Below are 26,233 nucleotides of genomic sequence, written 5' to 3' on the forward strand. Positions count from 1 at the left end.
CGCTCCGCTCGCGACAGGGCTTTCACACCCTAGGATCGTGGTGTGGCCGTGTTCCGGATCGAGCGTTTCACCTCCTTGCCCGCAGCCGAGTCCTGGCGCCGGGTGACGGACTGGGAGCGGCATGCCGCGCAGGTGCCGCTCACCACGATCACGGTGCCGACGGGGCTGCCGACCCGGGTCGGCACAGTGTTCGTGGCGCGCACCGGGGTGGGTCCGCTGGCGTTCGACGATCCGATGGAAGTGGTCCGCTGGTCGCCGCCGGCCGGCAGCCGGGCGGGGATGTGCCGGCTGGAGAAGCGCGGCCGGGTGGTGCTGGGCCGTGCGTCGATCGACGTGTATCCGAACCGGGCCGGCTCCCATGTGGTGTGGGTGGAGGAGATGAGCGTACGGCTGCTGCCGCGCTGGGCCGACCCGGTGCTGGCCGGGGCCGGGAGTCGGGTCTTCGGCCGGGTGCTCGACGCCATGCTGGACCGTCCGGCGGGCCACTACGGCTGAGGCGTCACGCCTCCGGCCAGTCGCCGGTGGCCAGGAACTGGTCGATGGTCCGGGTGTACGGGGCGATGTCGAGGCCCTGGGCGGACAGCCAGGAGTCGGAGTAGTACTTGTCGAGGTAGCGGTCGCCGGGGTCGCAGATCAGGGTGACGACGCTGCCGCGGTCGCCCCGGGCGACCATCTCGGCGATCAGTTTGAACGCGCTCCACAGGCCGGTGCCGGTGGAGCCGCCCGCCTTGCGCCCGATGGCCCGTTCCAGGGCGCGGACGGCGGCGACGCTCGCCGCGTCCGGGACCTTCATCATCCGGTCGATGGCGCCGGGGACGAAGCTGGGCTCCATCCGGGGCCGGCCGATGCCCTCGATGCGGGAGCCGCAGTCGCTGGTGGCGTGCGGGTCGTGGTGGGTCCAGCCGTCGAAGAAGCAGGAGTTCTCCGGGTCGGGGACACAGATCCGGGTGTCGTGCTGCATGTAGTGCACATAGCGCGCGATGGTCGCCGAGGTGCCGCCGGTCCCGGCGGTGGCGACGATCCAGGTGGGCTCGGGATAGCGTTCGAGCCGCAGCTGCTGGTAGATGGACTCCGCGATGTTGTTGTTGCCGCGCCAGTCGGTGGCCCGCTCGGCGTAGGTGAACTGGTCCATGTAGTGGCCGCCGGTCTCGGCGGCGAGCCGCGCTGATTCCTCGTACATCCGGCGCGAGTCGTCCACGAAGTGGCAGCGCCCGCCGTGGAATTCGATGAGCCGGCACTTCTCGGGGCTGGTGGTGCGGGGCATCACCGCGATGAACGGCACGCCGATCAGTTTGGCGAAGTACGCCTCCGAGACGGCGGTCGAACCGCTGGACGCCTCGATGACCGGTTTGCCCGGCCTGATCCAGCCGTTGCAGAGCCCGTAGAGGAAGAGCGAGCGCGCCAGCCGGTGCTTGAGGCTGCCGGTGGGGTGGGTCGACTCGTCCTTGAGGTAGAGGTCGATGCCCCAGCTCTCCGGGAGCGGGAAGAGCAGCAGATGGGTGTCGGCGGACCGGTTGGCGTCGGCCTGGACCTTGCGGACGGCCTCCTTGAGCCAGGCGCGGTAGGCCGGGTCGGAGCGGTCGACGTCGACAGTCGGCGCGGCTGCGCCGCCGTGCCCGTGCTCGGTGGTGTCCATCTGCGCGCTCTCCTCGTACGACCGGTCTCGGCGGGGCCCACGATATGCCCCCCACCTGCACAAACGTTGACTTTGATGGTCCATAGCAGTGCCTTGGTGTCGCGGCCGCGCCCATGCGCCCCCGCGCGGCCCGAATGCGCCGTTTACGTACCGTCCCGCTCTGGTGTGCACGCCCCCGGATGGGCACACTTCGTCTCAGAGGTACGTCGAAGGGGGCGAAGGGGCCATGTCGGAAACGGAGTTCAGGGCGACGGGCGTGACGGAGTTCAGCGCGACCGGTGTGCGCATCGACCGGTGGGCGCGCTCGGTCACCAGGGCGGGGCAGGTGACCGTGAAGGACGGGCGGGTGGCCCTTCTGACGAGTTACGGGCGGGAGATCGACAGTGCGCCGGTGGGCACGGTGAGCGCCGGCAGACCGTGGTTCGCGGGGGCGGACGCCACGGTGGCACGGGTCAACGGGAGGCGGTACCGGCTGACGATGCGGCGGCCGGACGGCAAACCCGGCGACACGGCGCCCTCGCACCGGTTCCTGGAGGCGCTGTACAGCGCGGGGGGCCGCCGCTCCTGAGGCCGGTGGGGCGCGGGACACCGCGAGTTGCGGAGCCGTAGGCCCTGAGCGACATTGGAGTCACGTCACTCATGGTGTACCGGCGGTGACACTGTGATCCAGGCCGCCGGCCCGGACTCAGCAGCGAGCCATGTGCTGGATCCGTTCCTCCGTCTTCTTCCGGACCTATTTCGGGGAGTCGCAGCCGTGATCAGCGAGCCAAGCAGGCACTGCACGGTGGAGCTCCAGGCCCTGCCGTCGCGGATCGGTCAGGTCCGCAGAATCATTTCGGCGCAACTGCGCTACTGGCATCTCGATTCTCTGATCGACCAGACAGCGCTGGGCGTCACCGAGCTCCTCACCAACGTCCACCGGCACGCACAGCCGGACAAGTCATGCACCGTCGAGATCGAGCTGCTGCTCGAACGGCTCACGGTGTCCGTCCACGACCACGATCCACGGCTGCCGACCGTGCGCGAGGCCGACGACTCCAGTACATCGGGGCGCGGGCTCGCACTGATCGCCGCGGTCAGCGAGAGCTGGGGGGTGCGCCCCCGGGGCGGCGCGGGGAAGGTCGTGTGGTTCACGCTTCCCGCGGCCGCGCCGCCCGCCCCGCCCGCGCATGTGGTGTACGGGGCGACGACCGACGGGCCGTTCGATCTGAGCGTCCTGAAACATCTGGAGGGCTCACCGCCCTCGGCGTCGCGGTCGGCCGTGGTGGGCTGACACGACAGGAGCGGGGCATCCCCGAAGGGGGGTGTCCCGCTCACGTATGCGCGACGGCGGCTCCCATTCTGTACCTACTAGTATGTACACTGCTGGCATGAGCACTCCGGACCGTCTGATCGAAGCCACCCGGGAGCTCCTCTGGGAGCGCGGATACGTGGGCATGAGCCCCAAGGCCATCCAGCAGCACGCCGGTGTGGGCCAGGGCAGCATGTACCACCACTTCACCGGCAAGCCGGATCTGGCCCTCACCGCCATCCGCCGCACGGCCGACGAACTGCGGGAGGCCGCGGACCGGGTGCTCGACACGCCCGGAACGGCGTACGAGCGGATCTCGGCCTATCTGCTGCGCGAGCGCGATGTGCTGCGCGGCTGCCCGGTGGGGCGGCTGACCATGGACCCGGACATCATCGCGAGCGACGAGCTGCGGGAGCCGGTGGACGAGACCATCGCCTGGCTGCGCGGCAGGCTCGCCGGAATCGTCCGCGAGGGCGTCGACCGGGGCGAGTTCGCCCCCGGCGTGGTGCCCGAGGAGATCGCGGCCTCGGTCGTCGCGACGGTGCAGGGCGGCTATGTGCTGGCCCGTGCGTCGGGTTCGACGGACGCCTTCGACGCGGGCGCACGGGGACTGCTCAGCCTTCTCGCCCCGCCCGCCTGACCCGCCTACCGCTACAGGAGCAGCCGCACATGCGCATCACCAGGAACCGCCCCGACACCGAACAGGGTCCCTCCGCACACTTCAACGGCACGGTGTGGCTCGACGAGATCGCCGCCCCCGAACCGCCCTCCCGGCTGCGGATGTTCAGCGTGCACTTCGCACCGGGCGGCCACACCTCGTGGCACACCCACCCGCACGGCCAGGTCCTGCACGTCACCGAGGGCGAGGGCCTGGTGCAGCGCAGGGGCGGCCCGGTCGAGACGATCCGGGCCGGCGACACCGTCTGGATCGAGCCGGACGAGTGGCACTGGCACGGGGCGTCGCCGCGCACGTTCATGATCCATCTCGCCGCGGTCGAGGCGGCCGAGGACGGCAGCACCATCCACTGGCACGACGACGCACACGTCGCCGACTACCCGGCGTCCTGAGGAGCCCTTCGATGCATGCCATGCAGTACGAGATCACCCTGCCCGCCGATTACGACATGGGCGTCATCCGCCACCGGGTGGCGACCAGGGGCCATCTCCTGGACGACTTCCCGGGGCTCGGGCTCAAGGCGTATCTGATGCGGGAGCGCGGCGAGGACTCCCCGGTCAACCAGTACGCGCCGTTCTACCTGTGGACCCGGCCCGAGGGCATGAGCGCCTTCCTCTGGGGCGCCGGATTCCAGGGCATAGTCCAGGACTTCGGCCGGCCCGTGGTGCAGCACTGGACCGGACTTTCGTACGAGGAGGGCACCGCGTCGGGCGCGCTCCCCCGCACGGCCACCCGGCACCGCTCGTCCGTGCCGCAGTCGGTCTCCCCGGCGGACGCGGTGGAAGCGGCGCTGGAGGAGTGCCGCAGGCTCGCGAAGTCACCGGGCGCCGTCGCCTCGGCGCTCGCGGCCGATCCCCGTCATTGGGAGCTCCTGCACTTCACGCTCTGGGACCACGACGCCCCGGCCGCGCCCGGCGACCGCTACCAGGTGCTCCACCTCAGCAGCCCCGAGCAGGACCGGATCGTCAAGGGGCGCCAGTGGTAGCCACCGTCCGTACCGTCCTCGGTGACATCGCGCCCGGGGAGCTGGGGGTCTGCGACGCCCACGACCACCTGTTCCTGCGCAGCCCGATGCTGCCCGGGCAGGAGCTGGACGACCCCGTGTCGGCGGCCGACCGGCTGCGCGCCTTCCACGCACTGGGCGGCCGGGCCGTGGTCCAGTGGACGCCGCACGGCATGGGGCGCGGGGCGGACGCCCTCGCCGAGCTGTCCCGGACGACGGGCACGCATGTGGTCGCCGCGACGGGCCTGCACCAGGCGGCGCAATACGCACCGGAGCTGCTGGACCGGATCAGGGACGACCTCGCCGCGCTCTTCGTCGCCGAGCTGACCGAGGGCATCGGCACCACCGGGGTGCGGGCCGGCCTGATCAAGGTGGCCGGCGCCTTCCACACGCTCGACGCGCACGCGCGGCTCACCATGACGGCGGCGGCCGGGGCCCATCACCGCACGGGCGCGCCGATCGCCGTCCACCTGGAGCTGGGCACGGCCGCGCTCGACGTCCTGGAGCTGCTGTGCGGGGAGTTGGGCGTGCCGCCGCACCGGGTGATCCTCGGCCACCTCGGCCGCTCCCCGGACGGGGCGGTGCAGCGGGAGGCGGCGCGGGCGGGGGCCTTCCTCGCGTTCGACGGGCCGTCCCGGGCCAACCACGCCACGGACTGGCGGCTTCCGGAGGAGCTGGCGGAGCTGGCCGGGGCGGGGTTCACCGGGCAGTTGCTGCTGGGCGGTGACACGACGGTGCCGGAGACGCCGGGCATGCCGCACCTGCTGCGCCGGCTGCGGCCCCGGCTGGAGGAAGCGCTGGGCGCCGACCTCATGGAGACGGTGCTGATCGCCAACCCGGCACGGGCGTTCGCGTTCGAGGCGCCAGAGGTCTGACCCCGCTCAGGCCAGCGCTCCCAGCGGGTCGTCCAGGACCGGCTGCCAGGCCAGTTCCGCCGCCCCGACCAGGCTGTTGTGGTCGAGGGTGCACGCCAGGATCGGCACGCTCCCGCTGCGGCCCCACAGGCTGCGGTCGGCCACCACCGCCCGCAGCCGCTCGGGGTCCGCGTCGAGCAGGGCGCGGTGCAGCCCACCAAGGATGATGCGGTCCGGGTTGAGGATGTTGACGAGACCGGCGAGCCCCAGGCCGAGCCGGTCGATCAGCTCCTCGGCGGCGGTGCGCACGGCTGGGTCACCGTACTCGTTGCGCAGCAGGTCCCCGGACTGCTTGAGCAGCGACTCCTCGGGGCCCGGGAGGCGCCCGGCGGCGGTGAGGAAGGCGAGCGGGTCGGTCTCGACGTCCAGGCAGCCGCGCCCGCCGCAGTGACAGGGGCGGCCCTCGGGGTTGACGGTGAGGTGGCCGACTTCCAGGGCGAGGCCCGAACTCCCGGTGTGCAGGCGGCCGTCGAGGACGAGCGCCCCGCCCACGCCCCGGTGTCCGGTGGCGACGCACAGCAGGTGCTGGGCCTCGCGCCCGGCGCCGTGCCGGTGTTCGGCGAGCGCGGCGAGGTTGACGTCGTTGCCGGTGAACGCCGGTCCCTCGATGCCCGCTTCGCGTACGCAGGTGGCGAAGATCTCGCGGACCGGGGCGCCGGCGGGCCAGGCGATGTGGAGCGGGTTGAGGGCGGTGCCCTCCGGCTCGGCGACCGCCGACGGCACCGCGAGCCCGGCGCCGACGCACCGCAGTCCGCTCTCCCGCAGCAGCCGTGCGCAGTGGTCCACGACCTCACCGATGACCTGGGCCGGGTCGGCGGTGATGGTGACGCTGCCGGGCGCGGTCGCGACGAGCCGGCCGCCGAGGCCGACGAGCGCGGCGCGGAAGCCGTCCGCGTGCACCTGGGCGGCGACGGCCACCGGACCGGACTCCCGTACGGCCAGCCGGTGCGAGGGCCGGCCCTGCGAGCCCGCCGCCGAACCGGGGCTGGAGTCGACCCGGATGAGGCCGAGGGCTTCCAGCTCGGCGGCGACCGCGCCCGCCGTCGCCCGGGTGACCCCCAGCTCGGAGGTGAGGACGGCGCGCGTGGGCGCGCGCCCGGTGTGGACCAGTTCCAGGGCGGGTCCGAGCGCGCTGCGGCCCCTCTCCAACTTCGTCCGGGTGGTGGTCGCCTTGCCGTTCATGGGGGCGAGTCTCCCATGATCCGGAGGTGCGTTTGACGCCGTGGTGGCCTGCCTGCCCCTGGGGCCGAGCGCTTCGGGCCGGGTGGGACATCCGTCTTGCACCGGCCGCCGGGCCACCCCTATGCTGAGTTTGTGCCGCAACTAAACAAACTGCGGACGGCACTCCCGGGGGACCTTGGCGGCAACACCGCCCCGCTCTCCTCGGCCCGTCTCCGTACCGCGCTGACCGTGTTCTTCGCCCTCGACGGTTTCCTCTTCGCCGGCTGGGTGGTCCGTATCCCGGCCATCAAGCACCAGACCGGCGCCTCGGCCGCCACCCTCGGCCTCGCACTCCTCGGCGTCTCCGCCGGTGCCGTGATCACCATGACGCTCACCGGCCGGCTCTGCCGCCGGTTCGGCAGCCACGCGGTGACCGTGGCCTGCGGCGTCCTCCTCTCCCTCAGCATCGCGCTGCCCGCCCAGACCCACTCGGCGCTCTCGCTGGGGCTCGTGCTGCTGGTCTTCGGTGCCGCGTACGGCGGGATGAACGTGGCGATGAACAGCGCGGCGGTGGACCTGGTCGCCGCCCTGCGCCGCCCCGTGATGCCCAGCTTCCACGCCGCGTTCAGCCTCGGCGGCATGCTCGGCGCGGGGCTCGGCGGGCTCGTCGCGGCCGGCCTCTCGCCCGCGACGCACCTCTTCTTCCTGACCGGAATCGGACTGGTCGTCACCGCGCTCGCCGGTCCGGTCCTCCTGCGGCACCCGGCGCCCGTGGTCCCGGAGCGGGCGGACGCCCCGCCCGCCGGCCGGTCCGCGCGGCCGCTGTCCGGGCGGGCGCGCAAGGTGGTGCTGCTGTTCGGCCTGATCGCGCTCTGCACCGCTTACGGCGAAGGCGCGCTGGCCGACTGGGGCGCCCTCCACCTGGAACAGGACCTGCACGCCCGTCCCGGCCTCGCCGCCGCCGGATACTCCCTGTTCGCGCTGGCCATGACGGCGGGCCGGCTCAGCGGCACCGCCCTCCTCGAACGCCTCGGGCAGACCCGCACCCTGGTGGCGGGCGGTGCCACGGCGGCCGCCGGGATGCTCCTGGGCTCCCTCGCCCCGACCGCCTGGCTGGCGCTGCTGGGCTTCGCGGTCACCGGGATCGGCCTCGCCAACATCTTCCCGGTGGCGGTCGGCCGGGCCGGCGAGCTGGCCGGACCCGGCGGAGTCGCCGCGGCCTCGACGCTCGGATACGGCGGCATGCTGCTCGGGCCGCCCGCGATCGGCTTCCTGGCCGACTGGTTCTCGCTGCCGGTGGCCCTGACCACGGTGGCGGTGCTGGCGGGTGCGGCGGCGGCCCTGGGCTACGGCGCCCGCAAGGCGGCGCACACCTGACCGGATGAGTAGCGGTACTCAGGCAGGAACGATTCCCCGCGCGCACGATGGAGACACAGTCAACGACGGGGAGCAGACCATGAACAAGCCGGCCGTGAACCAGCGGACGATCCGCACGCTCGTACGGCTCACCTTCGGGAACGCCGCCTCGCTGCTCTACCTGGGCGCGGTCGCGGCGGCCACCGTGTTCGTCACCGTGGACACCCTGCTGGTCAGCCACGACGACGCCTCGTTCGCCGGTGTCTGGCTCTTCCTGCTGGCCGCGCCGACGGTGTTCGTGTTCCTGCTCGGCGGCTCGCTGGCCGGGGCGGAATCCTTCGGCCCGGCCTGGTTCATGTACCTGGCGCTGACGGTGTCCGTGCTGGTGCAGTCGCTGGCGCTGGGCTGGTTCGCACGGCTGCTGGTACGCGGCGGTGCCCGCCGGAGCCGTACGGTCCACCCCCAGGGCGCCTGACCGCGCGGCTCTCCGGACCCCGCCCGGCTGGCACAATCCGTCCATGAAGACCACGGAACACATAGCGGCCCTGGCCGCCGAGGGCCGTCTGCTGGCGGACGCGGCCGACGAGGCGGGCACCGGGGCACCGGTGCCGACCTGCCCCGACTGGCGGGTGCGCGATCTGCTCAGGCACACCGCGGTGGTGCACGCCTGGGCCGCCGCCTTCGTACGCGAGGGACACACCTCGTATGTCCCCTCCGGCGGGGAACCGGAGCTGGACGGCCCGGAGCTGGTGGCCCACTTCCGCGCGGGACACCGGCTCCTGGTGGAGGCGCTGGAGAACGCGCCGCAGGACGTGGAGTGCTGGTCGTTCCTCCCCGCCCCCTCGCCGCTCGCCTTCTGGGCCCGGCGCCAGGCCCATGAGACGACGATCCACCGGGTGGACGCCGAGTCCGCACGGGGCGGCGACCTCACGCCCGTCGCGCCCGACCACGCGCTGGACGGCATCGACGAACTGCTGCGCGGGATGCACGCCCGCCCCAAGAGCCGGGTGCGCACCGGGACCCCGCGCACGCTGCGGGTCCGGGCGACGGACACGGACACCGTGTGGACCGTACGGCTGTCCGCCGAGCCGCCGGTGGCGGTGCGCGAGGAGGCGCCGGACCTGACGTCCGCCGTGGACTGCGAGCTGAGCGGCCCGGCCCGGACGCTCTACCTCGCCCTGTGGAACCGGCTCCCGCTCAGCACCCTCACGGTGACGGGCGACGAGGAGCCGGCCCGGATCTGGCGCGACAACTCCTCGATCACCTGGTCGTGACCCGGTAGCGGGGGTCAGCCGGGGGGTCAGCCGCGCCGGCCCAGGAGGCCCACGGTGCGGGCCAGTTCCGTGACGGCCTGGCGGAAGAAGACCTCGCGGGCCTCCACCACCCGGTGGAACTGGCCGAACACCTCGAAGGAGATCAGCCCGAACAGCTGGGACCAGGCCGCGACCAGCGGGGCGGCCACCGCCGGAGCCAGCCCGGGGGCCACATCGGCGGCGAGCCGTTCGGCCTCCGGGCGCAGCTCGTCCGGGAGCGGCGGCAGCGCCAGGCCCTCGTCGCGGTGGGCCTCCTCCACGATGGCGATGAGCACCATGCCGACGCGCGCGGCGGGGCCGACGGTGTCCTGCGGCGCCGAGTAACCGGGCACGGGCGAGCCGTAGATGAGCGCGTACTCGTGCGGGTGGGCCAGCGCCCAGTCGCGTACGGCGCAGGCGACCGCGACCCAGCGGGCGATACCGGTGGCGGGAGCGCCGGGCGACGCGGCGGCGGTGCGCTCGGTGGCGCCGCGCTCGGTGGCGGTGCGATGGGCGCGCTCGGCGGCCTCGCCGACCGCGTCGTACGCGTCGACGATGAGCGCGGTCAACAGGTCGTCCCGGCTGGGGAAGTAGCGGTAGAGGGCCGAGGAGACCATGCCCAGCTCGCGCGCGACGGCGCGCAGCGACAGCTTCGCGGCGCCCTCGGCGGCGAGCTGCTTCCTCGCCTCGTCCTTGATGGCGGCGGTGACCTCGATGCGGGCCCGTTCCCTGGCTCCCCGGATAGCGCTCATGGGCCTCAGTCTGCCATGCGTACAGAGCAGCGACCAATAACGAGAGCAGTGCTCTTGCTTTTGAGCGCCGCTTCCGTGCACACTGATCTCAAGCGAGAGCAGTGCTCTCGGAAATGTTCTCTCCACCGTGGGGGTCACCATGTCGCAGTCGCCGTCGCAGACGCAGCCCTACTACCTGCAGGCCAGCCCGCTCAACGTCCGCTTCAACAGCCTCGTCGGCTGGCTCGCCCGGCACGGAATCAGCCTGCTCGGCTCACAGGAGCTGTCGGTGCGGGGCCGCAAGAGCGGCAAGATGCAGCGCGTCCCGGTCAACCCGCACACCTATGAGGGTGTGCGGTACCTGGTCTCCGCCCGCGGCCACTCGCAGTGGGTGCGCAACATGCGGGCGGCGGGCGGCGGGGAGCTGCGCCGCGGCCGCAGGACGCGGGCCTTCTCGGCCGTGGAGATCGCCGACGACGCGTACAAGGCGGCCCTCATCCGCGCCTACCTGGAGCGGTGGGGCTGGGAGGTCAACCAGTACTTCCAGGGCATCACGGCGAAGTCCACGGACGCCGAGATCATGGCGGCCTGCCCCGACCACCCGGTCTTCCGGATCGGCGAAGAGGGCTGACGCACCGGACGGCGCGTCAGCCCCGCGTACAACCGGGCTCCCGGAACGGTCCTAACGGTCCATCGCCGAGAGCGCCCGCTGGGCCAGCGGGTGCGAACGGACCAGCTCGGCCAGCGAGGTCGTGCCGCGTGTGATGCCCGCGAACGCGTTCCACGCCGGGCGGAAGCCCGTCAGGACGGCGTGCAGCAGGCCCGGGCGACGCTCGAACAGCTTCAGCATCCGCCGGCCCACGCTCATTTCGACGCCGAGCCCGGCCTTGATGGCGAAGGCGTAGTTGAGCGCCTGGCGGCGGGCGTCCACCGCGTCGTGCGCCTCGGCGACACGCACCGCCCACTCGCCGGCGAGCCGCCCCGAGCGCAGCGCGAAGGAGATGCCCTCGCGGGTCCACGGTTCCAGCAGGCCGGCCGCGTCACCGCAGACCAGCACCCGGCCGCGCGAGAGCGGGGAGTCCTCGCTGCGGCAGCGCGTGAGGTGGCCGGAGGAGATCGTGGGCTCGAAGCCGGCGAGGCCGAGCCGCGCGACGAAGTCCTCCAGATACCGCTTGGTGCCGGCGCCGTCGCCGCGCGCGGAGATCACGCCGACCGTCAGGGTGTCGCCCTTGGGGAAGACCCAGCCGTAACTGCCGGGCATCGGGCCCCAGTCGATGAGGACGCGGCCCGCCCAGTCCTCCGCCACGGTGGGCGGCACCGGGATCTCCGACTCCAGGCCGAGGTCGACCTGGTCGAGCTTGACCCCGACATGGGCTCCTATCCGCCCGGCGCTGCCGTCCGCGCCGACCACCGCGCGGGCCAGGACGGTCTCGCCGCCGGCCAGCACGACCGCGACCGTGCGCCGGTCGGGCACCGCGGCACCGTGCTGCTCCACCCGCGAGACGGTCGCCCCGGTGCGCAGTTCGGCACCGGCCTTCTGCGCCTGCTCGACCAGCCCCGCGTCGAACTCGGGGCGGTTGATGAGGCCGAAGAGCATCCGCCTGGAGCGGCGGGTGCGTGCCAGTCTGCCGTTGAGCGAGAAGGTGACCGCGTGGATCCGGTCCTTCAGGGGGAGTTCGAACCCGGGCGGCAGCGCGTCGCGCGAAAATCCGATGATGCCGCCGCCGCACGTCTTGTAACGGGGCAGCTCCGCCTTCTCCAGGAGCAGTACCTTACGGCCGGCGACGGCCGCCGCGTATGCCGCGGAGGCTCCCGCCGGTCCGGCGCCGACTACGACGACGTCCCACACGGACGACTCTTCGTGCTCATGTCCGGCGTCTGCGTTCTCGCTGCTCACGATGTGCTTCTGCTCCCGATCCGACCAGTGGCCCAAGCTGCTCACGGCATCCTACGGCGCGTTGTGGCCGGGAACCGCTGTGGGAGGATCGGCCGAGTCTCCGAGGGACCCGTGGCGCCGCACTCCAGGCGGGCGAGTACCCGGAAACGTACACATAACGTCGCACCTACCAGGAGCGTGCCCCATGACCGGCCATCCGATTCCAGAGACCGTCGCCTCGCTGATGCCCCGCGCCAAGGCGGAGCTGACCGAGCTGGTGGCCTTCCAGTCGGTGGCGGACCCCGCGGTCTATCCGAGGAGCGAGTGCGAGGGCGCCGCCGAGTGGGTCGCCGCCGCGCTGCGTTCCGAAGGCTTCCAGGACGTCGCGCTGCTCGACACCCCGGACGGCTCCCAGTCCGTCTACGGTCTCCTGCCGGGCCCGGAGGGCGCTCCGACCGTGCTGCTCTACGCGCACTACGACGTGCAGCCGCCGCTGGACGAGTCGGCCTGGCTCTCCCCGCCGTTCGAGCTGACGGAGCGTGACGGGCGCTGGTTCGGCCGGGGCACGGCCGACTGCAAGGGCGGCTTCATCATGCATCTGCTCGCGCTGCGCGCCCTGAAGGCGGACGGCGGGGTGCCCGTCTCGGTCAAGGTGATCGTGGAGGGTTCGGAGGAGCAGGGCACCGGCGGTCTGGAGCGGTACGCCGAGGCGCACCCCGGGCTGCTGGCGGCCGACACCATCGTGATCGGCGACACCGGCAACTTCCGGGTGGGGCTGCCGACCGTGACCTCGACGCTGCGCGGCATGACGATGCTGCGGGTCCAGCTGGACACGCTTGAGGGCAACCTGCACTCGGGGCTGTTCGGCGGTGCCGCGCCCGACGCGCTCGCCGCGATGATCCAGTTGCTCGCTTCGCTGCGGGCCGAGGACGGTTCGACGACCGTCGACGGTCTGACCGCGGACGAGGAGTGGGACGGACTCCAGTACCCGGAGGAGGAGTTCCGCGAGGACGCCAAGGTCCTCGACGGGGTCGGGCTCATCGGCGCCGGCACGGTCGCCGACCGGATCTGGGCACGGCCGGCCGTCACCGTGATCGGCATCGACTGCCCGGCCGTGGTCGGCGCGACGCCCTCCGTGCAGGCGAGCGCCCGGGCCCAGATCAGCCTGCGGGTGCCGCCGGGGCAGAACGCGGACGAGGCGACGAAGCTGCTCACCGCGCACCTGCTCGCGCACGCCCCGTGGGGTGCGAAGGTCTCGGTCGAGCAGGTCGGCCAGGGGCAGCCGTTCCGCGCGGACGTCACGAGCCCGGCGTACATCGCGATGGCCGACGCCATGCGGGTCGCGTACCCGGGCCAGGAGATGCAGTCCTCCGGCATGGGCGGCTCGATCCCGCTCTGCAACACGCTGGCCGGGCTGTACCCGGACGCGGAGATCCTGCTGATCGGGCTCAGCGAGCCGGAGGCGAAGATCCACGCGGTGAACGAGAGCGTGTCGCCCGAGGAGCTGGAGCGCCTGTCGGTGGCCGAAGCGCTGTTCCTGCGCAACTACGCGGCCTCGAAGGCGGTCTGAGTCCTCGTCGGGTCCGGGCTACGCGTTGAGCGAAGCTCGCCGAGAGCGTAGATCCATGCGGTGACCGGGCGGCTCGCCGTACGTTCGCCGCATGGATCTCGTAGAGGTACTTCCGCAGTTGCACATGTTCCGCTTTCCGATCGGCCAGGCGTATCTGTGGCGCGACGGGACGGAGCTGACCCTGATCGACGCGGGCGACGTGAACGCGGCGCCCGCCATCGAGGAGGCGGTGCGCGGCCTCGGCCACGACCCCGCCGGCATCGCCCGGATCGTGATCACCCACGGCCACCGGGACCACTACGGCGCCGCCCAGGAGCTGGCCGACCGGCACGGTGCCGAGATTCTGGCGCACCGGCTGGACGCGCCGGTCATCCGGGGCGAGGAGGAGGTCGGGGAGCCGGTGCTCCTGGACTGGGAACGCCCGCTGTACGAGCACGCGCTGACCGTCCCCCCGGCTCCCCCGACCCGGGTCGACACCGAACTGTCCGACGGGGCGGTCCTGCCGTTCGGCGGCGGGGCGCGGGTGGTCCACTCCCCCGGGCACACACCCGGCTCCATCGGCCTCCATCTCCCCGGGCACGGCGTGCTGTTCACGGGCGACTGCGTGGCCGGGGTCGGGCAGGTGATGCTGGGCGTCTTCAACATCGACCGGGAGCAGGCCGTGGCGTCGTTCCGGCGGCTGGCCGCGCTGGAACCGGCCACGGTCTGCTTCGGCCACGGCGACCCCCTCACCGAGGACGCCGCCGTGGTCCTGCGGGCCTCAGCCGACCGGGACTCCGGCCTCCAGGTTGAGCACGGCTGAGCGTTCCCGGGCCCGGAGCGCCCAGCACAGCCGTTCGTAGCGGGTGGGCGGGAGCAGGGTGGCGGCCTCCGCCTCGGTGACGAACCGCCAACCGCGCAGCTCGGAGCCGGGGAGCAGCAGCCGCTCCGCGTCCGCCCGGGGCAGCAGTCCGCCGTCGAAGAGGAGGCGCAGACCTCCGTATCCGGGCGGGTCGGGCGCCTCCCAGTCGATGACGAGCAGCTTGGGCACCCGTTCCAGCTGGATGCCGATCTCCTCGGCGACCTCCCGGATCCCCGCCTGCGCGGGGGCCTCGCCCGCCTCCACGACGCCGCCGGGGAACTCCCAGCCCGGCTTGTACGTGGGGTCGACGAGCAGGAACCGGTCGTGCTCGTCGAAGAGGAGCACCCCGGAGGCGACGGTCTCGCCGGTCGGCTCGGGGGTCTGCACGATCTCGCAGGCGGGGGCGGCGTCGGTGCGTACGGCCTCCGCGATGCGCTCCGCCGTCTCGCGCGGCGTGAGCACGCTGTTGTCGATGGTGTGGGCGTCCCCGGTGATCCAGCCGAGGGCCGAGCGGTACGGTTCGATGCGGTCGTACGCCCAGCGGCCGGTCGGGTCCACGCCCGCCGCGTCGCCGGGGAACTCGGCCCGGTGGGCGATGCGCTCGCGCAGGATCGTTTCCTCAGGTGAGAGCAGTACATGGCGCACCGATATGCGCCGGGCGGCGAGTCCGCCGAATATCTCGTCGCGGTACTCCTGCCGCAGCAGCGTCATCGGCACGACGAGGACCCCGCCCAGCTCGGCGAGGAGCGCGGCGGCGGTGTCCACCACGAGCCGCCGCCAGATCGGCAGGTCCTGGAAGTCCGTCACCTCGGCGAGTTTCTTCTGGGGCAGCAGGCTTCCGAGCCCGGTCCCGGTGAGTTCCGGGTCGTACAAGGTGCTGTTCGGGATCAGATCGATCAGTTCACGCGCGGCGCTGGTCTTACCGGCGCCGAACGCACCGTTGATCCAGACGATCACGGTTCCCCCTCTTCCGTAGCAGCCCCCTGTGGCTTGCCCGCAACACCCTGCCGCGAAAACCCGCCCGGGGCGATGCGTTGCGCACAGGGGGCGACGGGCGCCCTTCCCGGGGCTACGGCGTATCGCCCCGCCAGTCCCACGTGTCCGGCTCGTCCGGGCGCGGCCCGTACTCGGCGCGTCCGCCCGGTCCGTAGGCCCCGATCTCGGTGACCAGGGCGGAGCCGTCCGCGAGGGCCACCGCCGTCCACCCCGTCACGTCCAGGAGCAGTCCGTCGAGGGGTCCGCCGACCAGCTCCCGGTACTCACGGCCCGGCCGGGGACCCGGGTCGGGGTCTTCGTGGTCGGCGCCGTACACCCGCCGTCGCATGATCTCGTCCATGCGTGCAGGATCGCACCCGCCACTGACAACGGCGGGCCCGCGCGGACCGTGGCGGGCCTCCGGCTTCACATGTGCGGACGGGTCCGGTCCGAGTGGCGGGGGCACCCCCTCACCCCTTGCCGGACCCCAGCGTGAGTCCGGCGATGAAGTGCCGCTGGAGCAGCAGGAAGACGACGAGGGTCGGCAGCGCGACGATGACCGAGCCGGCGGCGAGCAGGTTGTAGTCCGTGAAAAATTGCCCGCGCAGGTTGTTCAGCGCGGAGGTGATGGGCAGTTTGTCGCCGTCGGAGATGAAGACCAGCGCCCACAGGAAGTCGTTGTACATCCAGGTGAACTGGAGCGTGCCGAGCGCGGCGAGCGCCGGGCGGCACAGCGGCAGGGTGATCCGCCAGAACCGCGTCCACACCCCTGCCCCGTCCACCACCGCCGCCTCCAGGATCTCCACCGGGAGGGTGCGCATGAAGTTGGCCAGGACGAAGACGCAGAAGCCGATCTGGAAGCCGATCTGCACCAGGACGACGGCCCAGTAGGAGTCGAACATCGTCATCGAGTCGGACATCCAGTACGGCAGCGGGATCCGGTTGAAGACGACGTACAGCGGGGTGACGATCACCTGCTGCGGGAGCAGGTTGCCGGCCGTGAAGAGCATCAGCAGGACCAGGCCGCCGCGCATTTTCAGCCGGGCGAGCGCGAAGGCCACGAACGAGGCGAGGAACAGGGTGATCAGGACGCCCGGCACCGCGATGATCAGGGTGTTGACGAAGTACTTCGTCATGCCGGAGTCGGTGAACGCCTGCCGGTAGTAGTCCAGCGAGAGATGGCGCGGCAGCGAGAAGTAGCCGTACTCGGAGGTCTCGTCGTACGGCCGCAGCGAGGCGTAGACCGCGAGCAGCAGCGGGGCGAGGAAGGCCAGCGAGACCGCCATCAGGAAGGCGTGCACACCGAGCCGGCCGGGGCGGAGCCGGCGGCGGGCCGCGACGGGCGCGGCGGGCGCCGGGCGTACGGGGCGGGCCTGCGTGGTGGTCATCGGTCTTTCTCCCCTCGGAGCTCCTGGACCAGGTACGTCACCACGAATCCGAGGGAGACGGTCAGCAGGACGACGGCGATCGCGGAGCCGAAGCCGATCCGGCTGGCCTCGCCGATGATGTTGTCGGTGACGAGCACGGAGAGCAGTTCGAGGCCGTTGCGGCCGTGGTTGACCGCGTACACGATGTCGAAGGCGCGCAGCGACTCGATGACGGTGATGACGCCGACGATGACGTTGACCGGCCGCAGGGTCGGGAAGACGACGCGGAAGAAGGTCTGCGCCTCGCTCGCCCCGTCGATCGCCGCCGCCTCCTTGAGGGACTGGTCGACGGCCTTGAGCCCGGCGAGGTAGAGGATCATCACATAGCCGGTGTGCCGCCAGGCGGCGGCCAGCAGGACCATCCAGATGTTGAGGTCCGGATCGCCGAGCCAGTCCGTCGGCGTCTCCGTGTCGCCGATGACGGCGTTGAGCGCGCCCTGATCCCGCGAGAAGACGAGCTGGGCGATGAAGCCGACCACCGCGAGCGAGAGCACGACGGGCATGTACAGCGTGGACTGGTAGAAGCGGCTGAACCGCACGCCCCGGTCGATCAGTACGGCCAGGAGTAGCCCGAACGGCGTGGCGACGAGGCCGAGGAAGGCGAGCCAGAGCAGGTTGTGCCGGGCGGCGGGCCAGAACTGCGGGTAGTTCGTGAAGAGGTTCACGTAATTGCGGCTCCCGACCCACTCGATGTCGCCGATCCCGTCCCAGCTGGTGAACGAGAGGACGACGGAGGCCAGGGTCGGACCCCAGACGATGGCGAGGTCGAGCAGGACGGGCAGGCCGAGCAGCACACCGAGCACGACGAGGTCGCGGCGGGTGTACCGCCGCGTGGCCCGTCGTCCGGTGCGCCTCCCCGAGATGAACGGCACGGTGCGTACTCCCGGTTCAGTCCGAGGCGAAGATGGTCTTCTTCTGCCGTTCGATGTCGTTGACCAGGCCGTCCACGTCGTCGGGGCTGCTGATGAACTTCTGGATCGCGGGGATCATGACCGTGGACGCGAAGTCCGGACGGGTGTCCCGGTCGAGGAACTGGGAGATCTGCTTGGCGCCCGAGACGAGTTCGACGGCCTTCTTCTGGATCGCGGAGTACCCGGAGGTGTCGGCCTCATCGCTGACCGCGATGTTGTTGGGGTCGCTCTTGAGGTAGATGTCCTCGGCCTTGCCGGTGGCGAGCCACTTCACCAGGTCCTTGGCGCTCTCCAGCGTCTTCTTGTTCTTCAGGTTCTTGGACTTCTTGGCCAGCAGGAACCCGTCGATGGGCGCCTCCACGGCGTCCTGGCCGTGCTCGGGATCGATCTCGGGGAACGGGAAGAAGTCCAGGTCGGCCTGCTCGCCCTTGGGGAACTGCGCGCCGGGGTGCGGCAGGCCGAGGACGGTCATACCCGCCTCGCGCTTCTGGAGGCTGGTGGCGGCCTCCTGCCAGGTACGGCCGTTGGCGCCGGGCTGGCAGTACGGAAGAAGGCGCCGCCAGGTGTCGAAGACGTCCCGGACGCGCTTGTCCGTCCAGGCCTCCTCACCGGCCATCAGGCTCTTGTGGAATTCGTATCCGTTGGTGCGCATGTTGATGTAGTCGAAGGTGCCCATGGCGGGCCAGCCGTCCTTGTCGCAGAACGCGATGGGGTCCAGCTTGTCCTTCTTCATCTGCTTGGCGAGCGCCACGTACTCGTCGAGCGTTTTCGGCACCTGATAGCCGCGATCGGTGAACAGGCTCTTCCGGTGGAAGACGGCCCACGGATAGTAGTAGTACGGGGTGAGGTACTGCTTCCCGTCCTCGCCGCTGGACTGGTCCTTCAGGGCGTCCGAGAATCCCGTGTAGTGCTGCCAGTTGTCGCTGATGTCGTACAGCAGGCCCTTCTTCGCGAAGAACTGCATGCGGTACCCGGCGAACCACATGAAGACATCGTCGGGCTTGCCCTGGAGATAGCGGTTGATGTTCTCCTGGAAGGTGTTGTGGTCAACGGTGTTGACCTTCACTTTCCGGCCGTCCGACTGTGCGGCGTACGCCTTGAACGCGTCGGCGAACGCCTTCTTGGGAACGGGGTCGGACGCATTCGATCCCAGGGTGACGGTCTTGCCGTCCCCACCGGGTCCGCCGCCGCAGGCGGTGAGCAGGGCGGGAAGCGTGACCGCGCCGGCACCGAGGGCCGCGCCACGCAGCAGGCTCCGCCGGGACATCCGGTGTCCCGCGACGCTGCCGGGCAGATCCGATCTGTTGTACGAGTGTGCCATGACCCCGTCCTCCGGAAGGCAACCGAACACAACCGAACGTGCGCTTGGATCTCACCCCCAACATGGGGCGCAGTCAAGGGTTTTGACGAGATGTGGCCGACCGGGCGTCCGCCCTCTTCCAACAGACTTCAACACGCTCTAACGTATTCGCTCGTCTTGGCGTGCACATGTCGTCACCTGATCCGGCACGAGTACGGAGGAACGTAATGATGCGTCATCTTCCAAGCCGTCCCACCCGAGCGAGCCGCCACAGAGTCCTCGGAGCCCTGGCCGCGGGCCTCCTGTGTGCGGCGGGGGCCGTGGTCCCCGCCGCCGCGCACTCCCCCGCACCGACCGCCGGCACCCGGGCCGCGAACGGCCTGGCCCTCACCCCGCCCATGGGCTTCAACAACTGGAACTCCACGCATTGCCGGGCCGAGTTCAACGAGGAGATGGTCAAGGGAATCGCCGACATCTTCGTGGAGAAGGGACTGAAGGAAGCCGGATACGAGTACGTCAATCTGGACGACTGCTGGGCGGTTCCGGAACGCGACGCGGAAGGAAAGCTGGTAGCCGATCCGGTGCGCTTTCCGCACGGCATCGAGGCGGTCGCGGACTATGTGCACGCGAAGGGGCTCAAGCTGGGGATCTACACCAGCGCCGGCACCAGGACCTGCGACAGCGTGGGCATCCCCGGAGCGCTCGGCCATGAATTCAGCGACGCGCGGCAGTTCGCCGACTGGGGCGTCGACTATCTCAAGTACGACAACTGCAACAACCAGGGCGTGGACGCCAAGGAGCGCTATACGACGATGCGGGACGCGCTCGTCGCGACCGGCCGGCCCATCGTCTACAGCATTTGCGAATGGGGCCAGAACAAGCCCTGGGAATGGGCCGCCGAACTGGGGAATCTCTGGCGCACCACGGGTGACATCAACGACAGCTGGGGCAGCATGCTGTCGATCATGAAGCAGAACCTTCCGCTCGCCGCCGCGGCCGGCCCGGGGCACTGGAACGACCCCGACATGCTGGAGGTCGGCAACGGCGGGATGACCGACACCGAGTACCGCACCCACTTCTCGATGTGGTCGGTGATGGCCGCGCCGCTGCTCATCGGCTCCGACCTGCGCACCGCCTCCCGGGAGACCTTCGACATCCTCTCCAACGAGGAGGTCATCGCCGTCGACCAGGACCCGCTGGGCAAGCAGGGCGAGGTGCTCTCCTCCGAGGACGGACGCTGGGTCGTGGCCAAGGAGATGAAGGACGGCTCCCGGGCCGTGGCGCTGTTCAACGAGACCGGCAGCGCGCAGCGGATCTCCACCACGGCCGCCGCGGTCGGCCTGGAGCGCGCCTCCGGGTACACCGTGCGCGACCTGTGGGAGCACACCACCCGCAACACCGCGGGCGCCCTCTCGGCGACCGTGCCCGCGCACGGCACCGTTCTGCTGCGCGTCGCCGCCGACCCCCGCTGGGCCGCACACCCACCGGCCGTCGAACTCGCCCTGGACGGCAGCCCGCTGGTCGAGGCGGGCCGCACCGCCGCCCTGACGACCGAGGTCACCGACCTGGGCCGCACTCCCGCGCTCACGGTCTCCGCCGCGCTCACCGCCCCCTCCGGCTGGCGGGTGGAGGCCGCCTCGCCGACGCGGAAGGCCGCGCTGCCCACCGGCCGCGCGCTGGCCACCCGGTGGCGGGTGACGGCCCCCGCCGGAACGCCACCCGGCGGCTACGACCTCACGCTCACCGCCCAGTACCGCTCCCCCAGCGGTGGGCGGGTGCGGTCCGCCGTCCCGTTCCGGGCCCATGTGGTGGTGCCGCCCCCGGCCGGCGGCGGCTACCTCGGCGACCTGCCGCAGCTCAGCGCCTCCAACGGCTACGGCCCCGTCGAGAAGGACACCAGCAACGGCGAGAGCGCCGCGGGCGACGGCCACCCGCTGACCATCGGCGGCCAGGTGTACGCCAAGGGGCTCGGCGTGCACGCGGCGAGCAGTGTCGAGTACTACGCGGGCGGCGCGTGCACCGCCGTGACGGCGCAGGTGGGCGTGGACGACGAGAAGGGCGCCAAGGGCAGCGTGGCCTTCGAGATCTGGGCGGACGGCAGGAAGGCCGCGTCGACCGGGGTCCTGACCAACGCGATGGCCCCGCAGCCCCTCTCGGCGGACGTGACCGGGGCCCGGGTCGTCCGTCTGGTGGTGACGGACGGCGGCGACGGAGTCGACTCGGACCACGGGGACTGGGGGGACCTGCGGATCACCTGCTGAGCGGGTCCGCGAGCGGCCGGGCGGTGGGGGCCAGCGCGGCCGCCGCCGCCCCGACCAGGCCCGCGTCGTTGCCCATGACCGCGGGCACCACCGTCAGATGCTGGACGAAGGAGAGCGTGGCGTACCGGCGCAGGGCCGTGCGCAGCGGGGCGAACAGCAGCTCGCCGGCGCCGGCCACCCCGCCGCCGATCACCGCGATGTCGATCTCGACCAGGGTCGCCGTCGCGGCGATCCCCGCCGCCAGGGCCTGCGCGGCGCGTTCGAAGGAGGCCACGGCGACCGGGTCACCGGCCCGGGCCGCGGCCGCGACGCCGACCGCGGTGGCGTCGCCGTCCGGGCCGGGCCGCCAGCCGGCGTCCAGCGCGCGGCGGGCGATGTTGGGACCGCTCGCGATGCGCTCGACGCAGCCGCGCGCCCCGCACGGGCAGAGGTCGCCGTCGAGGTCCACGCTGATGTGCCCGATGTGGCCGGCGTTCCCGCTGGGGCCGGGGTGCAGGGCGCCGCCGAGGACGAGCCCGCCGCCGACGCCGGTCGAGACGACCATGCACAGCGCGTTGTCATGGCCGCGCGCCGCGCCGAGCCAGTGCTCCGCCGCGGTGATCGCGACGCCGTCGCCGACCAGAGTGACCGGGAGGCCGCCGGTGGCGTCGGCGACGCGCTGGACCAGCGGGAAGCCCCGCCAGCCGGGCACGTTGACCGGGCTGACCGTGCCCCCGGCGGCGTCCACCGGGCCGGCGCTGCCGATGCCGACGGCCGTCGCGTCGCCCCAGTACGGGGAGGCGGCCAGATCGGCCAGGACGCCGTCGACCGCCGCCATGACGCGCTCGCCGCTCTCCCGCGCGGGCGTCGGCCGCTGCGCGCGCACCACGAGCCTGCCGTCCCGGTCCACCAACGCGCCGGCGATCTTGGTGCCCCCGATATCGAGGGCGGCGACGAGGTCGGTCTGCATCGGTGTGGCTCCGGGTGGTGTGGGCGGGACCTGCGGCTCAGGTGCACAGTCTGCCCAGTCTCCATTCCCTTGACAACGTTGTCCAGGGCCTATGCTCGACGCCACACCCTCCGGGAGCCCCGCGGCCAGCCGCCGCGGCCCGCCGGGACCGCCCGACCGACGACAGGACAGCGCACCGTGGCCGAGACCGCCCGTCATCCCGAGCCCCGTTACGGCAACCGGCCGACCATGAAGGACGTGGCCGCCCGGGCCGGGGTGGGCCTGAAGACGGTCTCGCGCGTGGTCAACAGCGAGCCGGGGGTCACCCCGGACACCGAGCGCCGGGTGCAGGAGGCGATCGAGGCGCTGGGCTTCCGCCGGAACGACAGCGCGCGGGTGCTGCGCAAGGGCCGGACCGCCTCCATCGGCCTGGTCCTGGAGGACCTGGCGGACCCCTTCTACGGGCCGCTGAGCCGCGCGGTCGAGGAGGTGGCCCGCGCGCACGGCGCCCTGCTGATCAACGGGTCGAGCGCCGAGGACCCGGAGCGCGAGCAGGAGCTGGTCCTCGCCCTGTGCGCGCGCCGGGTCGACGGGCTGATCGTGATCCCGGCCGCCGACGACCACCGCTATCTGGAGCCGGAGATCAAGGCCGGGGTCGCGACCGTCTTCGTGGACCGCCCGGCCGGCCAGATCCAGGCGGACATGGTGCTCTCGGACAGCTTCGGCGGGGCCCGCGAGGGCGTCGCCCATCTGATCGCGCACGGCCACCGCCGTATCGGCTTCATCGGCGACCAGCCCCGCATCCACACCGCGACCGAGCGCCTGCGCGGTTACCACGCGGCGATGGCGGAGGCCGGGACAACCGTCGAGGACTCCTGGGTCTCGCTGGGCTCCACGGACCCCGGCCGGGTGCGCGCCGCCGCCGAGGCGATGCTCTCGGGCCCGGAGCCCGTGACGGCGCTGTTCTCCGGCAACAACCGGGTGACGGTCACGGTGGTACGCGCCCTCGCGGACCGGGAGCGGCCGGTCGCCCTGGTCGGCTTCGACGACATCGAGCTGGCGGACCTGCTCGGCATCACCGTCATCTCCCAGGACGCGGCGACGGTGGGCCGCACCGCCGCCGAGCACCTCTTCCGGCGCCTGGACGGGTCCGGTCACCCCCCGGCCCGCGTGGAGCTCCCGACCCGGCTGATCGCCCGCGGTTCCGGGGAGATCCCGCCGGCCTGATCGAAGGAACCTACGGCGCGGTGACCGTCAGGGTGCCGCGCCGGGGCGAGGCGAAGGCGTCGAGGTCCGCGCGGGTCAGCCCGGTCAGCTCCGCCACCTCGTCGGTGTCCAGGGCGCCGCAGTCGATGCCGCGCAGCAGGTAGCCGCTGAGCGCCTTGGCGGTGGCCGGTTCGTCCATCACGTCGCCGCCGGCCTTGGCGACGTACGCGGCGAGCCGGGCGGCGGCCTGCTCCAAGCCCTCGCGGTAGAACGTGTAGACGGCCGCGTAACGGGTCGGCAGGTGGCCCGGGTGCATGTCCCAGCCCTGGTAGTAGGCGCGGGCCAGGGCGCGGCGCGTGAGGCCGTAGTGCAGCCGCCACGCCTCGTGGACCTGCGGGGTGGGCCCGACGGGCAGCACGTTGGTCGAGCCGTCGGAGACGCGTACGCCGGTGCCGGCCGCGGCGACCTGCATGACGGCCTTGGCGTGGTCGGCGGCCGGGTGGTCGCTCGCCTGGTACGCGGCGCTGACGCCGACGCAGGCGCTGTAGTCGAAGGTGCCGTAGTGCAGCCCGGTCGCCCTTCCCCGCGCCGCGTCGATCATGCGGGCCACGGCGGCGGTGCCGTCGGCGGCCAGGATGGACTGGCTGGTCTCGATCTGGATCTCGAAGCCGATGCGCCCCTCGGGCAGCCCGTGCGCCTGCTCGAAGGCTTCCAGGAGTTGGACGAAGGCGGTGACCTGTTCGGGATACGTCACCTTGGGCAGGGTGAGGACGAGCCCGTCGGGGAGCCCGCCCGCCCGCATGAGGCCGGTGAGGAAGACGTCCGCGGTGCGGATGCCCCGGTCGCGGACGGCGGCTTCCATGCACTTCATCCGGATGCCCATGTACGGGGCGGCCGTGCCGTCGGCGTACGCCTCCGAGACGAGCCGGGCCGCGCGGGCGGCGGCCTCGTCCTCCTCGGCGTCGGAGCGGGGCCCGTAGCCGTCCTCGAAGTCGATCCTGAGGTCTTCGACCGGCTCGCGCTCCAGCTTGGCGCGTACGCGGTCGTGGACGGGCCCGGCCAGCTCGTCCGGGATGCCGAGCACCCCCGCGAGGGCCGCCGCGTCGGGGGCGTGCTCGTCGAGCGCCTTCAGCGCCTCGTCGCCCCAGGTGCGCAGGGTGCCGGCCGTGAAGACGTCACCCGGTACGTAGACCGTGTGCACGGGCTGGCGGGTGCCGGGGTCGCCCGGGTAGCGGCGGGCGAGTTCGGCGTCCACCGGCGCGAGGGACGCGCTGATCCCGTCGCTGACCGCACCGGCGAGGCTCGTCGCCACCTTCTCCTGCTGACCCATCGTCCGCACCCTCCACACTCCGGCCGTTTCCGCTTCCCGGAAACAACAATCCGTATAGTGAAGTTATAAGGCGCTCGCATCCGAGTCAACGGTGCCCGGAAACGCCACGGGGCCGCACGGTGCGTTCACCGTGCGGCCCCGGGCCGTCGCTCGTACGAAACCGTGCGGCGATCAGCCCTTGCGGGTGTTGATCTCCTCGGTGAGCTGGGGGACGACGGCGAAGAGGTCGCCGACGACGCCGTAGTCCACGAGGTCGAAGATCGGGGCCTCGGCGTCCTTGTTGACCGCGACGATGGTCTTCGAGGTCTGCATCCCGGCCCGGTGCTGGATCGCACCGGAGATGCCGTTGGCGATGTAGAGCTGCGGGGAGACGGACTTGCCGGTCTGGCCGACCTGGTTGGTGTGCGGGTACCAGCCGGCGTCCACCGCAGCACGCGACGCGCCCACCGCGGCACCGAGCGAGTCGGCGAGGGCCTCGATGATCGCGAAGTTCTCCGCGCCGTTGACGCCACGGCCACCGGAGACCACGATCGCGGCCTCCGTCAGCTCCGGACGCCCGGTCGACTCACGCGGGGTGCGCGAGAGGACCTTCGTGCCGGTGGCCTGCGCCGAGAAGGTGACCGCGAGGGTCTCGACGGCACCGGCGGCCGAGGACGCCTCGACCGGGGCGGAGTTCGGCTTGACCGTGATGACCGGAACACCCTTGGAGACACGGGACTTGGTCGTGTACGAGGCGGCGAACGCGGACTGCGTGGCGACCGGGCCCTGGTCGCCGGCTTCCAGGTCGACGGCGTCGGTGATGATGCCGGAGCCGATCCGGACCGCGAGGCGGGCCGCGATCTCCTTCGCCTCGGCGGAGGAGGACAGCAGCACGGCGGCCGGGGACACGGCGTCGAAGGCGGCCTGGAGCGCGTCCACCTTCGGTACGACGAGGTAGTCGGCGAACTCGGGGGCGTCGGCGGTCAGCACCTTGACGGCGCCGTGCTCGGCGAGCACGTCGGCGGTGTCCGCGGCACCGTTGCCCAGCGCGACGGCGACGGGCTCGCCGATGCGGCGGGCGAGCGTCAGCAGCTCCAGGGTGGGCTTGCGGACGGCACCGTCCACGTGATCGACATAGACGAGAACTTCAGCCATGGGACTTCAATCTCCTGCGTGTACGAAGTAGGCGGGGGTGGTGAGGGGACGCCAGGGGGCTCAGATGAACTTCTGGCCGGCCAGGAACTCGGCCAGCTGCTTGCCGCCCTCGCCCTCGTCCTTCACGATCGTGCCCGCGGTGCGGGCCGGACGCTCGGTCGCGGAGTCGACCGCGGTCCACGCACCCGCCAGACCGACCTCGTCCGCGTCGATGCCCAGGTCGTCCAGGTCCAGGGACTTCACCGGCTTCTTCTTCGCCGCCATGATCCCCTTGAACGACGGGTAACGGGCCTCACCCGACTGGTCCGTCACCGAGACCACCGCCGGCAGCGACGCCTCCAGCTCCTCCGACGCACTGTCCCCGTCACGACGGCCACGCACCACACCGCCCTCGACCGACACCTGCGACAGCAG

28 protein-coding genes are annotated in these 26,233 nt (G+C 72.0%); 15 read left to right on the plus strand and 13 right to left on the minus strand.

Features of this window, described 5'->3' with window-relative positions; all coding sequences use genetic code 11:
• The first annotated feature begins 42 nt into the window (after window positions 1-42).
• On the plus strand, window positions 43-495 hold the full coding sequence (locus tag ACIQZN_RS11310) for an SRPBCC family protein (protein ID WP_403990760.1): 453 nt from the start codon (window positions 43-45) through the stop codon (window positions 493-495).
• Window positions 496-499: 4 nt separating this feature from the next.
• On the opposite strand, the gene ACIQZN_RS11315 is transcribed toward ACIQZN_RS11310, so the two are convergent.
• On the minus strand, window positions 500-1,636 hold the full coding sequence (locus ACIQZN_RS11315) for a PLP-dependent cysteine synthase family protein (RefSeq protein WP_403990762.1): 1,137 nt from the start codon (window positions 1,634-1,636) through the stop codon (window positions 500-502).
• 226 nt (window positions 1,637-1,862) lie between these two features.
• Here ACIQZN_RS11315 and ACIQZN_RS11320 point away from each other — a divergent pair, with 226 nt between their 5' ends.
• The 6 genes from ACIQZN_RS11320 (at window position 1,863) to ACIQZN_RS11345 (ending at window position 5,481) form a co-directional block, all read left to right on the plus strand.
• The gene (locus ACIQZN_RS11320) at window positions 1,863-2,204 is read left to right on the plus strand and encodes a hypothetical protein (protein ID WP_403990763.1); all 342 of its coding nucleotides are present in this window, start codon (window positions 1,863-1,865) and stop codon (window positions 2,202-2,204) included.
• Window positions 2,205-2,390: 186 nt separating this feature from the next.
• On the plus strand, window positions 2,391-2,909 hold the full coding sequence (locus ACIQZN_RS11325; RefSeq protein ID WP_328898927.1) for an ATP-binding protein: 519 nt from the start codon (window positions 2,391-2,393) through the stop codon (window positions 2,907-2,909).
• Between the two features lie 82 nt (window positions 2,910-2,991).
• A complete protein-coding gene (locus ACIQZN_RS11330; RefSeq protein ID WP_403990766.1) occupies window positions 2,992-3,567 on the plus strand; it encodes a TetR/AcrR family transcriptional regulator in 576 nt (191 codons plus the stop codon).
• A 29-nt stretch (window positions 3,568-3,596) separates the two neighbouring features.
• Window positions 3,597-3,995 carry a cupin domain-containing protein gene (locus tag ACIQZN_RS11335; RefSeq protein ID WP_403990769.1) on the plus strand — a complete coding sequence of 133 codons (399 nt, stop codon included), beginning with the start codon at window positions 3,597-3,599 and terminating at the stop codon, window positions 3,993-3,995.
• 11 nt (window positions 3,996-4,006) lie between these two features.
• The gene (locus ACIQZN_RS11340; protein WP_403990771.1) at window positions 4,007-4,588 is read left to right on the plus strand and encodes a DUF4865 family protein; all 582 of its coding nucleotides are present in this window, start codon (window positions 4,007-4,009) and stop codon (window positions 4,586-4,588) included.
• Window positions 4,582-5,481, plus strand: coding sequence for a phosphotriesterase (locus tag ACIQZN_RS11345; RefSeq protein WP_403990774.1), 900 nt, complete (start codon window positions 4,582-4,584; stop codon window positions 5,479-5,481). Before ACIQZN_RS11340 ends, ACIQZN_RS11345 begins: the two co-directional genes overlap by 7 nt.
• Before the next feature lie 6 nt (window positions 5,482-5,487).
• Here the strand turns inward: ACIQZN_RS11345 and ACIQZN_RS11350 are convergent, their stop codons facing one another.
• Window positions 5,488-6,702, minus strand: coding sequence for an ROK family protein (locus tag ACIQZN_RS11350; RefSeq protein ID WP_403990776.1), 1,215 nt, complete (start codon window positions 6,700-6,702; stop codon window positions 5,488-5,490).
• 132 nt (window positions 6,703-6,834) lie between these two features.
• Between ACIQZN_RS11350 and ACIQZN_RS11355 the strand changes: the two genes are divergently transcribed.
• From ACIQZN_RS11355 to ACIQZN_RS11365, 3 genes are all read left to right on the plus strand, one after another.
• Window positions 6,835-8,058, plus strand: coding sequence for an MFS transporter (locus ACIQZN_RS11355; protein WP_403990779.1), 1,224 nt, complete (start codon window positions 6,835-6,837; stop codon window positions 8,056-8,058).
• Between the two features lie 79 nt (window positions 8,059-8,137).
• A complete protein-coding gene (locus tag ACIQZN_RS11360) occupies window positions 8,138-8,512 on the plus strand; it encodes an SCO4225 family membrane protein (protein WP_403990782.1) in 375 nt (124 codons plus the stop codon).
• Between the two features lie 43 nt (window positions 8,513-8,555).
• The gene (locus tag ACIQZN_RS11365) at window positions 8,556-9,311 is read left to right on the plus strand and encodes a maleylpyruvate isomerase family mycothiol-dependent enzyme (protein ID WP_403990785.1); all 756 of its coding nucleotides are present in this window, start codon (window positions 8,556-8,558) and stop codon (window positions 9,309-9,311) included.
• A gap of 26 nt (window positions 9,312-9,337) precedes the next feature.
• Here the strand turns inward: ACIQZN_RS11365 and ACIQZN_RS11370 are convergent, their stop codons facing one another.
• On the minus strand, window positions 9,338-10,081 hold the full coding sequence (locus tag ACIQZN_RS11370) for a TetR/AcrR family transcriptional regulator (protein WP_403990788.1): 744 nt from the start codon (window positions 10,079-10,081) through the stop codon (window positions 9,338-9,340).
• Between the two features lie 139 nt (window positions 10,082-10,220).
• Between ACIQZN_RS11370 and ACIQZN_RS11375 the strand changes: the two genes are divergently transcribed.
• On the plus strand, window positions 10,221-10,691 hold the full coding sequence (locus ACIQZN_RS11375; protein WP_403990791.1) for a nitroreductase/quinone reductase family protein: 471 nt from the start codon (window positions 10,221-10,223) through the stop codon (window positions 10,689-10,691).
• Window positions 10,692-10,742: 51 nt separating this feature from the next.
• Here the strand turns inward: ACIQZN_RS11375 and ACIQZN_RS11380 are convergent, their stop codons facing one another.
• Complete coding sequence (locus ACIQZN_RS11380) at window positions 10,743-11,957, minus strand: geranylgeranyl reductase family protein (protein WP_403990794.1); 1,215 nt, start codon at window positions 11,955-11,957, stop codon at window positions 10,743-10,745.
• A 184-nt stretch (window positions 11,958-12,141) separates the two neighbouring features.
• Between ACIQZN_RS11380 and ACIQZN_RS11385 the strand changes: the two genes are divergently transcribed.
• Window positions 12,142-13,506 (plus strand): dipeptidase, encoded by a 1,365-nt coding sequence (locus ACIQZN_RS11385; RefSeq protein WP_403990797.1) that lies wholly within the window; start codon window positions 12,142-12,144, stop codon window positions 13,504-13,506.
• Between the two features lie 91 nt (window positions 13,507-13,597).
• A complete protein-coding gene (locus ACIQZN_RS11390; RefSeq protein WP_403990800.1) occupies window positions 13,598-14,308 on the plus strand; it encodes an MBL fold metallo-hydrolase in 711 nt (236 codons plus the stop codon).
• Here ACIQZN_RS11390 and ACIQZN_RS11395 read toward each other — a convergent pair.
• The 5 genes from ACIQZN_RS11395 to ACIQZN_RS11415 form a co-directional block, all read right to left on the minus strand.
• Window positions 14,267-15,304: an NUDIX domain-containing protein gene (locus ACIQZN_RS11395; protein WP_403990803.1), complete on the minus strand. Its 1,038-nt coding sequence runs from the start codon at window positions 15,302-15,304 to the stop codon at window positions 14,267-14,269. The two genes, ACIQZN_RS11390 and ACIQZN_RS11395, sit on opposite strands and share 42 nt — an antisense overlap.
• Before the next feature lie 112 nt (window positions 15,305-15,416).
• Window positions 15,417-15,683, minus strand: coding sequence for a hypothetical protein (locus tag ACIQZN_RS11400; protein WP_403990806.1), 267 nt, complete (start codon window positions 15,681-15,683; stop codon window positions 15,417-15,419).
• A gap of 109 nt (window positions 15,684-15,792) precedes the next feature.
• Window positions 15,793-16,710, minus strand: a complete 918-nt coding sequence (locus tag ACIQZN_RS11405; protein WP_403990809.1) for a carbohydrate ABC transporter permease — start codon at window positions 16,708-16,710, stop codon at window positions 15,793-15,795.
• The gene (locus ACIQZN_RS11410; RefSeq protein WP_403990812.1) at window positions 16,707-17,621 is read right to left on the minus strand and encodes a carbohydrate ABC transporter permease; all 915 of its coding nucleotides are present in this window, start codon (window positions 17,619-17,621) and stop codon (window positions 16,707-16,709) included. The genes ACIQZN_RS11405 and ACIQZN_RS11410 overlap by 4 nt, the downstream gene beginning before the upstream one ends.
• A gap of 16 nt (window positions 17,622-17,637) precedes the next feature.
• Window positions 17,638-18,927, minus strand: coding sequence for an ABC transporter substrate-binding protein (locus ACIQZN_RS11415; protein ID WP_403990875.1), 1,290 nt, complete (start codon window positions 18,925-18,927; stop codon window positions 17,638-17,640).
• Window positions 18,928-19,190: 263 nt separating this feature from the next.
• On the opposite strand from ACIQZN_RS11415, the gene ACIQZN_RS11420 reads away from it, so the two are divergent.
• Window positions 19,191-21,221, plus strand: coding sequence for an NPCBM/NEW2 domain-containing protein (locus ACIQZN_RS11420; RefSeq protein WP_403990815.1), 2,031 nt, complete (start codon window positions 19,191-19,193; stop codon window positions 21,219-21,221).
• Here the strand turns inward: ACIQZN_RS11420 and ACIQZN_RS11425 are convergent.
• A complete protein-coding gene (locus tag ACIQZN_RS11425; protein ID WP_403990818.1) occupies window positions 21,211-22,170 on the minus strand; it encodes an ROK family protein in 960 nt (319 codons plus the stop codon). The two genes, ACIQZN_RS11420 and ACIQZN_RS11425, sit on opposite strands and share 11 nt — an antisense overlap.
• Window positions 22,171-22,347: 177 nt before the next feature.
• Here ACIQZN_RS11425 and ACIQZN_RS11430 point away from each other — a divergent pair, with 177 nt between their 5' ends.
• On the plus strand, window positions 22,348-23,376 hold the full coding sequence (locus ACIQZN_RS11430) for a LacI family DNA-binding transcriptional regulator (RefSeq protein WP_403990821.1): 1,029 nt from the start codon (window positions 22,348-22,350) through the stop codon (window positions 23,374-23,376).
• A gap of 10 nt (window positions 23,377-23,386) precedes the next feature.
• Here the strand turns inward: ACIQZN_RS11430 and ACIQZN_RS11435 are convergent, their stop codons facing one another.
• From ACIQZN_RS11435 to ACIQZN_RS11445, 3 genes are all read right to left on the minus strand, one after another.
• The gene (locus ACIQZN_RS11435; protein WP_403990824.1) at window positions 23,387-24,685 is read right to left on the minus strand and encodes a DUF6986 family protein; all 1,299 of its coding nucleotides are present in this window, start codon (window positions 24,683-24,685) and stop codon (window positions 23,387-23,389) included.
• A 171-nt stretch (window positions 24,686-24,856) separates the two neighbouring features.
• Complete coding sequence (locus ACIQZN_RS11440) at window positions 24,857-25,819, minus strand: electron transfer flavoprotein subunit alpha/FixB family protein (protein WP_403990827.1); 963 nt, start codon at window positions 25,817-25,819, stop codon at window positions 24,857-24,859.
• A gap of 60 nt (window positions 25,820-25,879) precedes the next feature.
• Window positions 25,880-26,233 (minus strand): electron transfer flavoprotein subunit beta/FixA family protein (locus ACIQZN_RS11445; RefSeq protein ID WP_403990829.1); only part of this gene is annotated, 354 nt, incomplete at its 5' end.

Origin of the sequence: Streptomyces sp. NPDC097595 (assembly GCF_044761525.1) — a bacterium.
GTDB lineage: Bacteria > Actinomycetota > Actinomycetes > Streptomycetales > Streptomycetaceae > Streptomyces > Streptomyces drozdowiczii_A.